The sequence below is a fragment of the Asticcacaulis sp. genome, from assembly GCF_020217185.1.
Classification (GTDB): Bacteria; Pseudomonadota; Alphaproteobacteria; order Caulobacterales; family Caulobacteraceae; genus Asticcacaulis.
The window spans coordinates 1-10,000 of record NZ_JAIWNX010000175.1 but is presented as its reverse complement, the minus strand read 5'-3'; the positions used below and the strand labels follow the sequence as shown (position 1 = coordinate 10,000).

Below are 10,000 nucleotides of genomic sequence, written 5' to 3'. Positions count from 1 at the left end.
CGAAATCGTGCCCAAATCGGCCTATGTCGCCACACCGATCGAAGCCGGTGACCGCTTTGAGATCGTCCACTTTGTCGGCGGCGGGGATTGAGTCGTATTTACCACGAATAGACACGGATGCCGCCTCCATCCGTGTCTATCCATGGTTAAACCTTGCCCGTGAATGGGTTGACGATGCGAACGCCTTCGATGGTGGCGCCGTCCTGCATGTCCTCAGTATAAAGTACGTTAGCCCCGGATAGGAGAGAGGCCGCAATAATCAGGGCATCATAGACCGACAGACGATAGCGTTCCGCCAGACCCCGCCCAAGCCGGTGGGTCTCCTGCGTCACGTCGGTAATCTCGAACAGCCCTTCCAGCGTTTCCAGAAAGCGCAGGGTTTCAGGCCAGCTCAGGTCCGTCTTGCGGCGGATGACACTGAGCAGTTCGTTCAGCACCTGTACGCTGATCGTGCCGCCTTCGGCCATCAGGTCGGCGCAGCGCTCGCCCTTGTGCGTGTCGTCTTTCAGCAGATAGACCAGCACATTGGTGTCGAAGAAGGCCCGCTCAGCGGCCATTGACATCTTCGCGATCGAATTTGAAATCGACCGGCAGGCGACCAGCAAAACCGCGCAGGCGTTCGATCAGGGCGTCACGGTCGGGCTTACGCGCAATAGCGAAGTGCCGCGCGTCCTGCACATGGATTTCGATTTCGTCGCCGTCCTTCAGATCAAGGGCTTCGACCACAGCGGCGGGCAGACGCACCGCCAGACTGTTGCCCCAACTGGAAACCCGCATATCCGCCTCTCTGGATATATATTGGAGAAAATGTATATCATTGATCGGGGCGATTGGACAGAGGTGTTTATCCGTGGCTAACTTTCCTTCTGCGCCTTCGTCCGAACACAACTTATTTCATGGCGCGATTGCCGCGCGTGAAGGGGTGGTTTTGCCCGCAGAAAGCCTTATAGAGACGCCAAAGCGTTTCATACGGGACCGATACTTATGACCGAACCGACCGCAGCCCTTTCACCGGATACCTGGACCGTAGCCGGGCGCACGTTTTCCTCGCGCCTGATTGTCGGCACTGGCAAGTATAAGGACTATGCCCAGAACGCCGCGGCGGCGCGGGCGTCGGGGGCGGAGATCGTTACCGTAGCCGTGCGGCGCGTCAATCTGACCGATCCGAACCAGCCCATGCTGATGGACTATGTGAAACAGGACGAATTCACCTACCTGCCCAATACGGCGGGCTGTTTCACCGGAGAGGATGCTGTGCGCACCCTGCGTCTGGCGCGTGAGGCCGGCGGCTGGAACCTCGTCAAGCTGGAGGTCCTGTCCGACCCCAAGACGCTCTATCCCGACATGGAAGAGACGCTGCGGTCGCTGAAGCTGCTGGTCAAGGACGGCTTCGACGTCATGGTCTATTGTTCGGACGATCCGGTCTATGCCAAAAAGCTGGAAGAGGCCGGGGCGTGCGCCATCATGCCCCTTGGCGCGCCCATCGGTTCGGGTCTCGGCATCCAGAATCGCGTGACGCTGCGCATCATTATCGAGAACGCGAAGGTGCCGGTGCTGGTCGATGCGGGCGTAGGCACCGCGTCGGATGCGGCGGTCGGCATGGAGCTGGGCTGCGACGCCATCCTGATGAACACGGCTATTGCCGAAGCCAAGGACCCGATCCGTATGGCTGTGGCCATGAAGCACGCGGTTATTGCGGGACGCGAAGCCTATCTGGCCGGGCGGATGGCGAAGAAGCTCTATGCCGATCCGTCCTCGCCGCTGGCCGGTTTGATCTGACGAAGCTTTAACCCGGGACGGCTCTCTCTCCCTTTTCCAGCCTTTCGAGATGTTCCCGGTGATAGTCGGGGGCGAAGATGGCCGGATGGCGACGCAGTTCGACGTCCGGCGGCTGACCCGTCTCCTCGATGATGCGTTTGTAATACTCACCCCACAGGTTCATTAGCTTGGTGACATCGGCTTCGACATAACCTTCGTCGCGCCACAGGGCGAGGTGCATCCCCTTGGCAATGGTTACGATCTTATCAAACATTTCGCCACGGTGGGTTTCGTAGTGACCCTGACGGTTCAGTTCGGCCTCGGCGCGTTCCAGAGCCAGCTTCTGAGCCGCTTCTTCGTCGATGGTATAGCTTCTCAGACCGTAACGTTGCGGTTTCGCCTCTTCCGCGTCGTCAGAAGCGAGGGTGCGGGCAGCGGCCTTGAGGGATTTCGGCTCTGGCGGCGGGGCAAAGAGCTGACACAACATGCTGTCGGCCGCCATGACGGCGCGGGCCGTGCGCTCCGCTTCGAGCGCAGTTTCCGGTTTCGACAGCGCGGTCACGTGACCCAGCACCGTGTCGGCATAGTCGCGCAAGGCAGCACGACGCTCAGCCAGCATCGCTCTCAGTTCCGCCTTGTTTTCTGAGTGGACATCCATGCGCCCATGATGACACAGGCTGAACGCGCGAGGATAGATTCGCGTGAAACCCCCTCCGGGGTCTGGGGGCAACTGCCCCCAGAGTCTTTTCGCTTACTTCGTCTTTTCGCTTACTTCGTCTTCTTTCTTACTTGGCCTTCTGACGCGCCGCCGTCACCAGAGTCTGGAGCTGCGGAATATCGCCGCCATTGACCAGTACGCCATCGACGATGAAGTTGGGAGTCGCTGCGATACCCAACTTGTACCCCAGTTGCAGGGTTTCCTCGATCTTGGCCTGAATGGCGGGCGACTGGGCCTTGGCGTGCAATTCGGCCGGGTTGACCCCGGCGGCGGTGAGGGCCGCATCGACATCGGCCTGAGAGCTGAGTTCGTGGCTATAGAGGGCGTTGTGCACAGCGGCGTAGTGGCCGGTATCGCGCGCGGCGAGGGCGAGGGCGGCCAGAACGCGCGAATTGTCCTTACCGATGATGGGATATTCCTTGACCACCACGCGCACGTCGGGATTGGCCTTGAGGAAGCTCAGCAGGCTGGGGTGACTGGCGCGGCAGGCCCCACACAGATAGTCGTGGAATTCGATAATCGTAATGGGGGCTGACGGGTTGCCAAGGATGGGATCATCGGCGGCGATGATTGAGCCTTCATTGGCCTTGATGGCGGTTTCGACGCTCTTGCGCGTTTCGGCGTCCTGCTTTTCACGCAGCGCGGTCGAGGCATCGACCAGCACTTCAGGCCGCGTCATCAGGCCGCCGCGCACGATCAGGCCCTGAATATTGGGCAGGACGTACGGCGCTAACGCCAGCACAAAGGCCCCGGTTGCCAGAGCCAGCGCCAGATTGGATTTGCTGAGCAGCGGCTCACGCGGGGCGGGGGCGGGCGTCTCTGTTTTGGTTTCGGGTGCAGGCGTCGGCGTTTCGGGGGTATCGGTCACTTATCAACTTTCTCAGCGGCGAAGGCGGGTTTCTTCCTCCACCGGGTCGATACCCATGAGCGAGGAGGTGGTCAGGACGATGTCGCGGGCGCGGCGGTATTCGACGGAATCCTTGGGCAGGTTTTTCTGCGACCACACGGCGAAGGTGCGGGCCTGCGGGATATTGCCCTGATAGAATTCGGCTTCGGCCGAGGCCAGACGCGCCTGACCCGGCATTTTCAGACCGTCATAGCCCTGCGCCAGCAGGTTCCAGGCGAAGCTGTTGTCGGGTTCGTATTTCAGCGAGGCGTTGAGCCGGTCAATCCCTTCGCGCAGATTGTCGTCCCCGCCGGCGGCGATCAGGGCCTGCCCCAGATTGACCATCAACAGCGGCGCATCGGGCAGCAGTTCCACCGATTTGCGGTGTGCTGGGATGGAGAGCGCCGTCTGGCCCGTTTCGAAATAGATCTGCCCTTTCAGTTCCCACAGATAGGGGTTGTTCGGCTGTTCGGTCAGAAGCTGATCCAGTTCGGCCAGCGCCTTCTTCACCTCGGTCTGCTTGTACCACGCAATGACGTGGGCGTAGCGGGCCGGGTAGGAGCGGTCGCTTTCGGGGTAGCGCATGAACACCTTTTGCGGGTGATCGAGGAAGCCCGACAGCTTGGCCTTGACGATGCTGAATTCGGCGATCAGTTCCGGTGAGTCCACCGCGTCCTTGTGCGGCTGTTGCTCGACCAGACGGCGCAGCGTGGCGACACGGTCACGCGACAGGGGGTGGGTGCGGAAATACTGATAACGCTCGGCGTTGGAAAAGGTCTCGTAATTGCGCAGCTTGTCGAAAAATTCGACCAGACCGCGGCCGGACATGCCCGCACGCTCCAGCGCCTTGACGCCCGCGATGTCGGCGGCGGATTCCTGCGTCTGCATATAGCGCAGCGCCCCCAGCGTGCCGAAGGTCTGCGATGAACCCAAAAGGCCCACGCCTGCATCTCCGGCCCCGGCGAGAATGGCGATAATCCCCAGCCCCAGTGAAATGGCCATCGGGGCCTTGGCCGCCTGATAGATTTCGTCGGAGCGCACGGTGTGACCGGCCGCCTGGTGGCCGGCTTCGTGGGCGATGACGCCGAACAGCTCATTTGGGGTTTCGGCTTCGCCGATCATGCCGGTATTGAGGCCGATGATCTGACGCGAGGTGGCAAAGGCGTTGATCGACTGATCGGCGATCAGCAGGAACTGCACCTGATCGGCATTGAGGCCCGATGCCGTCAGAATACCGCGCGTCTCCTTATGCAAAAAACGCTCGATCTCGGTGTCGCGGATGACGGTCTGCGCCTGCGCTTTGGGGGCAAGACCCGTGACGGCCAGAGTCATCAGCGAGGCCGCCGCCAGAGGCTTCAGCCAGCCAGACGCTCTGTTTTTAAGGCCGTTCCACACCATAGGCACGTCTCTGTCGCGGATTTCGTTCAGCTTTATATGGGCGGTAACAGTGACAAATCTAAGGCCCCCACACAACCGGAAAAGCCGGAGGGCTGGCGGTAACAAAAGGCCCGCAACGCCAGAGCGATGTGCGGAAAAGTGTGAAGCGGTTTTCCGCGATAACATCGCGACCTAACAAAAACTTAGAGCGGAATGACTTATGTTCAAAGTCATTCCGCTCTAACATTGCGGGCCTTGTGCTCTTATCGGCGCCACCAGCCGCGCTTGGGCTTGGCGGGCGGGGTGTTGATTTCCGCCGGATCGGACTCCGGCGCGGTCGGGGCGAAGCTGCCGCCCATCGGTTCGCTTTCCAGCACCGGTTCCGCAATGACGGGTTCCGGAGCGGTTTCGACGACGGCTTCGATCGGCGCAGGTTCCACCGCCGTTTCCATCACCGCCGGTTCGGCGGCCAGTGCGGGTTCTGCGGCGACTTCGGCCACCGGTTCGTCGGTCTTCTTCTTGCGTGAGCGGGTCTTGCGCGCCGGTTTGACCACCTCTTCCGCAACGGCTTCGGCCACCACTTCCGGGACGGCGTCAGCGACCGGCTCAGGCGCGGTTTCCAGCACGGCGGGCTCAGCGGCGACCGCGACCGTTTCGCTCGCTTCGGCTTCGGCCTTGCCACGGCGCTTGCGCGGCGGACGTTTGCCCTTGGGGGCGGGCTGATCGCGCAGGTCTTCGGGCACCAGAGAGGTCGGGGCCTGAGTGGCAGCCCCCAGCACCGAGGTCGCTTCGGGCGCATCTGCCGCGATCGCCGGTGTTTCGGCGGCCACTTCGATCACATCGAAACCGTCCGGCGTTTCGCCCGGTTGCGGCGCGCGCTTGCCCTGTGATTCGTCGAACGGGTCGATCCACACATAGGGCTCTTCCAGCGACGGCGTGCGGGCGCGCACCCAGGCATAGGCTTCGCGCGGACGGGCGTCGGGTCCGTTGCGACGGCCACCGCGGCGGCCGCGACGACGACGACGGTTGCGGCGGAAATCGCCGTCCTCGTCGCCATCCTCGTCTTCGCTGTCGGCCTCGGAGTCGCTGGCCTCGGCCTCCGTCGTTTCCGCTTCGACGCGCGGTTCGTTGTCCTGACGGCCCCGGCGGCGACGGCGGCGGCGGCCCCGACGGTCATCGCGGTCCTCACGTGCTTCGGCGCGCTCAGAAGCTTCATCATCGTCCGTGTCTTCGCGCTCGATGGCCTCTTCGTCGATGGCGATGACGTCTTCGTCCTCGTCCTCATCGTAGTCCGGGTCGGGGCCAAGGTCGATGATCGGATCGGGGCGAACGGGCGGCGTGAACTCCACCTCGTCGGCGTGCACGGTGCGCACGATCTCGAATTCGGCATGGTTCAGGTCGGAGTCGATCTCGACATTGACCTTCAGACCCCATTCGAGGCGCAGCTTGGCCAGATGCACCTGTTTTTCGTTGAGGATATACAGGGCCACGGCCTGCGGCAGCTTGATGGTGATGGCGCCCGCGCCATTGGTCATGGCCTCAAGGTCGATGGCGCGCATGGCCGCCAGCGCCGAGGAGTCGGTCGAACGGACGCGGCCCATGCCTTCGCAGTGGGGACAGATGACCGTCGTGCCTTCGAGGAAGCCGGTGCGGCGGCGCTGACGGCTGATCTCCATCAGGCCGAAGCCCGAAATCTTGCCCATCTGGATACGGGCGCGGTCTTCGCTGAGGGCGTCCTTGAGCTTCTTTTCGACGGCGCGGTTGTTCTTCGACTCATCCATGTCGATGAAGTCGATGACCACCAGACCGGCCAGATCGCGCAGACGCATCTGACGCGCGGCCTCTTCGGCAGCCTCAAGATTGGTCTTGAGCGCCGTCGCCTCGATATTGCGCTCCTTGGTCGATTTACCGGAGTTGACGTCGATGGCGACCAGGGCCTCGGTCTGGTTGATGACCAGATAGCCGCCCGAACGCAGCGGCACGACCGGCGAATAGATACGGTTGAGGATGTCGTCTATGCCGTGGCGCGCAAACAAAGGCATCCCGCCATTATAGAGCTGGATCTTCTTCGCCTGCGACGGCATGATCATGCGCATAAAGTCCTTGGCGGACTTGTAGCCTTCGACGCCCTCGACCTGAACGTTATCGAAATCCTTGTCGAACAGGTCGCGGATGGCGCGCTTGACGAGGTCTTCCTCCTCATAGATCAGCGCCGGGGCGTTGGAACGCAGAGTCGTTTCGCGGATGTTTTCCCAGACGCGCAGCAGGTAGTCGTAGTCGCGCTTGATCTCCTGCTTGGTGCGCTTGGCCCCCGCCGTGCGCACGATCAGGCCCATGCCCTGCGGCACGTCGAGCGATTGCGCCACGGCCTTAAGCCGCTTGCGGTCGGCTCCGTTGGTGATCTTGCGGCTGATGCCGCCGCCGCGTGCCGTATTGGGCATCAGCACGCAGTAGCGTCCGGCCAGCGACAGATAGGTGGTGAGCGCCGCGCCCTTATTGCCGCGTTCTTCCTTGACCACCTGCACCAGCAGGATCTGACGACGTTTGATGACTTCCTGAATCTTGTAGCGCTTGATCAGGTGGGCGCGCAGGCGGCGCTCCTCGTCAGGCAGGTCGTCGCCATCGTCTTCGTGATCCTCGTCTTCGGCGTCGTCGTGGCCATTAGCGGCAGCCTGTGCCGCCAGTTCGGCCATCAGCTTTTCACGGTCGGCGACCGGTATCTGATAATAGTCCGGGTGGATTTCGTTGAAGGCCAGAAAGCCGTGACGATTACCGCCATATTCAACGAAGGCCGCCTGAAGCGAGGGCTCTACGCGGGTGACCTTGGCGAGATAGATGTTGCCGCGCAATTGCTTGCGGGCGTGGCTTTCAAAATCGAATTCCTCAACTTTTGAGCCGTTCAGAACGACGACGCGGGTCTCTTCCGCGTGCGTCGCGTCGATTAACATGGTTTTCGACATTAACGCGATCTCCGCAGCGCGCACGCCTGGACGCCGCGCCGGACACAGGGCCGGGCGGTGACAGGGGGCGCTGACTGATTTGGGGTGAAAGGCGTGCGCAAAGGCCCGGTCCGGCGCGCGAGGTGCGCGGAGCGGCAGAAGTCCGGAGCCTGTTCAAATGAGCGGCACAGCCCATAGGGTGTTGTAAACCTTAGTACGCTTTGGCCGAAGCGTCCCGGTGCCGATAGAGGCCCCTTTGGCGGACGCGCCGGTGAATTTCATTCGGGTGGCGATTTATCCTGTGACGGACTATGTCGCCGGAAGACGGTCTGACCGGTCGCACAGGAACGGGCAGTGCCTCTTCAAGGAGGTGTTTGGTCCGGTGTGGGGCGCGTGCGACCTTCAAAATCTCGCAGGCCAGACACCGGCAACGGACACAAACGTCTGTCAGAATCGTTTATAAGACAAGGTCTGACGAAGACGCCGTGCACGGACGAGGCGAATATGCAACAAGGCGGCGCAAAAGAAAAGCACGCAATTATTTTTGTTGTTAACGAGATCGCTACCCGCATCGTGTATCCATTCTGTCACAATGCAAAAGCAGCGGCACCAGAAAGGTGTCCACGGTGTTTTGGTGGAGCGGGTGAATGATCCGACGTGCGTGGCGTTTGGCCGGCAATGGTCAGCTATGGCTGGCCGCCCTGATGGCGGGTGCCATCGTGATTGCGACCGCAGACATTACCCCGGTCGAAGCGGCCTCCAGCGGTGATGTGGTCAATGTGCGCCTGGGCGGCGCGCCGAACCAGACGCGACTGGTCATCGACCTGCAATCCTCGGCCAAGGGGGAACTCCTCAGTCGCGAGGAAGACCAGCAGCGCGCCGTTCTGGGCCTGTCCGGTATCGACGTCGGCGCGGCGCTGAGCGGGCAGGGGCAGGGGCTTGTCAAGGGCTGGAAGCTGGATACGACGGCCGGCATGACCCGTCTGCGCCTCGATTTCAGCCGCGATGCCCGTATTGCACGCCGTTTCCTGCTGCCGCCGGCCGATGGGATCAGCACCTATCGCTACGTGATCGACGTGGTTGCCGCTGACGCGCCTGCGCCGCAGACGGTCGCTGCCAAGACCGTGGCCCATACCGCGCCCATACCCCCTGCCTTGCGCACCGAAGCGGCTGACAAGCCGCGCACGGGTAAGAAGATCATTGTCGTCGATGCCGGTCACGGCGGGCACGATCCCGGTGCGCGTGGCGCGTCTTCATGGGAGAAGGACGTCAATCTGGCGGCCGCCAAGGCGCTGAAAGCCAAACTGGAAGCCACAGGTCGCTATAAGGTCATCATGACGCGCGACTCCGACGTCTATGTCGATAAGGTCGCCCGCGTGCGCATCGCCCGCAACGCCAATGCCGACCTGTTTATTTCGCTGCACTCCGATTCCGGGCCGAATACGGCCACCAAGGGGGCGTCGATCTATACCCTGTCGGATTCCGGCACCGAACGGGCGGCGCGCAACGCCATGAACCGCGGCGACTGGGCTTTACCGACGGGCGCAACGGACAAGACGGTCGGGCGCATCCTGATCGACCTGACTCAGCGCGCCACCAAGAACCGTTCGGCCACCTTTGCCGAACTGATGCTCGACAATATGGACGGCACAGTGCCCCTGCTCAAGGGCAGCCACCGTCAGGCCGGGTTTGTGGTCCTGCTGGCCGCCGATGTCCCCGCCGTGCTGCTGGAGATGGGCTTCATCACCAACCCTGAGGACGAGGCGCGTCTGAACGATTCGGGGGATCGCAACCGAATGGCCGCGCAACTGGTCAAGGCGATCGACCAGTATTTCGCCAATGATGTGCGTTACGCCTCGTTCGGGTTTGTCGCCCGCTGATCCCGCAAAACCCTTTGCCTCTAAAGCCCTGCCGTTTCGGCGGGGCTTTTTGCGTGCGGTAAAGCGTCGCCAATAAGCCGCATTTGCCCGCAATAAGCCGGATATGACCGTGATCAGGGCTTTGCGCGAGGGGCGGGCTTTGATACACACGACGCAATATGATGCGGACGCTCTTCGTAACGGAACCGCGTCGCGGTGACGGAGGGTGTTTGTGAAGTCCACTGAGCGTTGGTTCGCCATGGCGGGGGTGGTGCTGATGTCGATGGTGGCCATCGCTGGCTTCGCTATCGCCATCTATGCCGCATGGCTGTTCCACGACCTGCCCGACGGCAATGAAATCGTCGATTATCGCCCGCCCACCTCGACGCGCCTGTTTGCCTGGGACGGCACGCTGATCGGTGAGTTCGCGCAGGAACGCCGTATCTTTATCCCCTATAACCGC

Annotated in this window: 9 protein-coding genes and 1 pseudogene; 4 read left to right on the top strand and 6 right to left on the bottom strand. The window is 62.0% G+C overall.

Annotated elements, in window-relative coordinates; translation table 11 throughout:
* The first annotated feature begins 7 nt into the window (after positions 1 to 7).
* Entirely contained in the window at positions 8 to 91 is an 84-nt protein-coding gene (locus LDL37_RS16450; RefSeq protein WP_366509230.1) for a hypothetical protein, read from the top strand.
* 55 nt (positions 92 to 146) lie between these two features.
* Here LDL37_RS16450 and LDL37_RS08655 read toward each other — a convergent pair whose 3' ends face one another.
* Together LDL37_RS08655 and LDL37_RS08650 are read right to left on the bottom strand one after the other, a co-directional pair.
* Positions 147 to 557: a PIN domain-containing protein gene (locus LDL37_RS08655; protein ID WP_290796808.1), complete on the bottom strand. Its 411-nt coding sequence runs from the start codon at positions 555 to 557 to the stop codon at positions 147 to 149.
* A complete protein-coding gene (locus LDL37_RS08650; RefSeq protein ID WP_290796806.1) occupies positions 547 to 777 on the bottom strand; it encodes an AbrB/MazE/SpoVT family DNA-binding domain-containing protein in 231 nt (76 codons plus the stop codon). The genes LDL37_RS08655 and LDL37_RS08650 overlap by 11 nt, the downstream gene beginning before the upstream one ends.
* Before the next feature lie 207 nt (positions 778 to 984).
* Here LDL37_RS08650 and LDL37_RS08645 point away from each other — a divergent pair, with 207 nt between their 5' ends.
* Positions 985 to 1,779, top strand: coding sequence for a thiazole synthase (locus LDL37_RS08645; protein ID WP_126423929.1), 795 nt, complete (start codon positions 985 to 987; stop codon positions 1,777 to 1,779).
* A gap of 7 nt (positions 1,780 to 1,786) precedes the next feature.
* On the opposite strand, the gene LDL37_RS08640 is transcribed toward LDL37_RS08645, so the two are convergent.
* From LDL37_RS08640 to LDL37_RS08625, 4 genes are all read right to left on the bottom strand, one after another.
* A complete protein-coding gene (locus LDL37_RS08640) occupies positions 1,787 to 2,416 on the bottom strand; it encodes a hypothetical protein (protein WP_290796803.1) in 630 nt (209 codons plus the stop codon).
* 127 nt (positions 2,417 to 2,543) lie between these two features.
* Positions 2,544 to 3,344: a thioredoxin domain-containing protein gene (locus LDL37_RS08635; RefSeq protein ID WP_290796800.1), complete on the bottom strand. Its 801-nt coding sequence runs from the start codon at positions 3,342 to 3,344 to the stop codon at positions 2,544 to 2,546.
* Positions 3,345 to 3,356: 12 nt separating this feature from the next.
* A complete protein-coding gene (locus LDL37_RS08630) occupies positions 3,357 to 4,760 on the bottom strand; it encodes a M48 family metalloprotease (RefSeq protein WP_290796797.1) in 1,404 nt (467 codons plus the stop codon).
* Positions 4,761 to 5,002: 242 nt separating this feature from the next.
* Positions 5,003 to 7,699, bottom strand: a complete 2,697-nt coding sequence (locus LDL37_RS08625) for a ribonuclease E/G (RefSeq protein ID WP_290796794.1) — start codon at positions 7,697 to 7,699, stop codon at positions 5,003 to 5,005.
* A 626-nt stretch (positions 7,700 to 8,325) separates the two neighbouring features.
* Here LDL37_RS08625 and LDL37_RS08620 point away from each other — a divergent pair.
* Positions 8,326 to 9,558 (top strand): N-acetylmuramoyl-L-alanine amidase, encoded by a 1,233-nt coding sequence (locus LDL37_RS08620; RefSeq protein WP_290796791.1) that lies wholly within the window; start codon positions 8,326 to 8,328, stop codon positions 9,556 to 9,558.
* A gap of 205 nt (positions 9,559 to 9,763) precedes the next feature.
* A pseudogene (locus tag LDL37_RS08615) lies at positions 9,764 to 10,000 on the top strand (penicillin-binding protein 1A); the annotation flags it as partial.

Bases quoted from the DNA above. Each gene is read 5' to 3' on its own strand.
- LDL37_RS08655 (WP_290796808.1), bottom strand. From the start codon at position 557: ATGGCCGCTGAGCGGGCCTTCTTCGACACCAATGTGCTGGTCTATCTG.
- LDL37_RS08650 (WP_290796806.1), bottom strand. From the start codon at position 777: ATGCGGGTTTCCAGTTGGGGCAACAGTCTGGCGGTGCGTCTGCCCGCC.
- LDL37_RS08645 (WP_126423929.1), top strand. From the start codon at position 985: ATGACCGAACCGACCGCAGCCCTTTCACCGGATACCTGGACCGTAGCC.
- LDL37_RS08640 (WP_290796803.1), bottom strand. From the start codon at position 2,416: ATGGATGTCCACTCAGAAAACAAGGCGGAACTGAGAGCGATGCTGGCT.
- LDL37_RS08630 (WP_290796797.1), bottom strand. From the start codon at position 4,760: ATGGTGTGGAACGGCCTTAAAAACAGAGCGTCTGGCTGGCTGAAGCCT.
- LDL37_RS08625 (WP_290796794.1), bottom strand. From the start codon at position 7,699: ATGTCGAAAACCATGTTAATCGACGCGACGCACGCGGAAGAGACCCGC.
- LDL37_RS08620 (WP_290796791.1), top strand. From the start codon at position 8,326: ATGATCCGACGTGCGTGGCGTTTGGCCGGCAATGGTCAGCTATGGCTG.